Source organism: Pseudomonas sp. P7759 (genome assembly GCF_013386445.1).
In the GTDB taxonomy this organism is placed as follows: domain Bacteria; phylum Pseudomonadota; class Gammaproteobacteria; order Pseudomonadales; family Pseudomonadaceae; genus Aquipseudomonas; species Aquipseudomonas azotoformans_A.
In genome coordinates, this window is sequence record NZ_JACART010000044.1 from 1 (window position 1) to 534 (window position 534).

General features: G+C 65.4%; 1 protein-coding gene. It reads right to left on the minus strand.

Going from position 1 to position 534, the window contains the following annotated elements:
• Window positions 1-36: 36 nt before the first annotated feature.
• On the minus strand, window positions 37-534 hold a 498-nt coding region (locus HX823_RS25275; RefSeq protein ID WP_177077189.1), incomplete at its 5' end, for an SDR family oxidoreductase.

Here is a 534-nt window from a genome sequence, read left to right on the forward strand (position 1 = left end):
GGGAAATGTATATAAGAGACAGTGGCTATACCTCGCTCATGGCATGACATCGCCGGAGTTCGGGCCCAGGGTCTGGCCGACGAACAGGTTGCCACCGGGCTCGCTGGCCAGCAGCACCGCGGTGGGCGCCACTTCATCCGCCAGGCCGAAGCGCCCCAGAGGCAATTCCTTGGCCTTGGCGCGTTTCCAGTCGTCGCTGATACCGCCCACCAGCGGCGTCTCGATCGGGCCGGGCGCGATGGCGTTGACCAGCACATTGTCCTTGGCCACTTCCAGGGCCAGGGACTTGGTGAAACCGATCACCCCGGCCTTGGCCGCCGCGTAATGGGTCAGCTCGGCGCCGCCCTTGATGCCCAGTTGCGAGGCGACGTTGATGATCCGCCCCCAACGCTGCGCGAGCATGTGCGGCAAGGCGCGCTGGCTGGCGACGAACACGCTGGTGAGGTCGACGCGCAGCATGTCGTTCCACATCTCGATGGACAGGTCGACGCAGCGCGCCTGGGTGAGCATGCCGGCGTTGTTGACCAGGATATC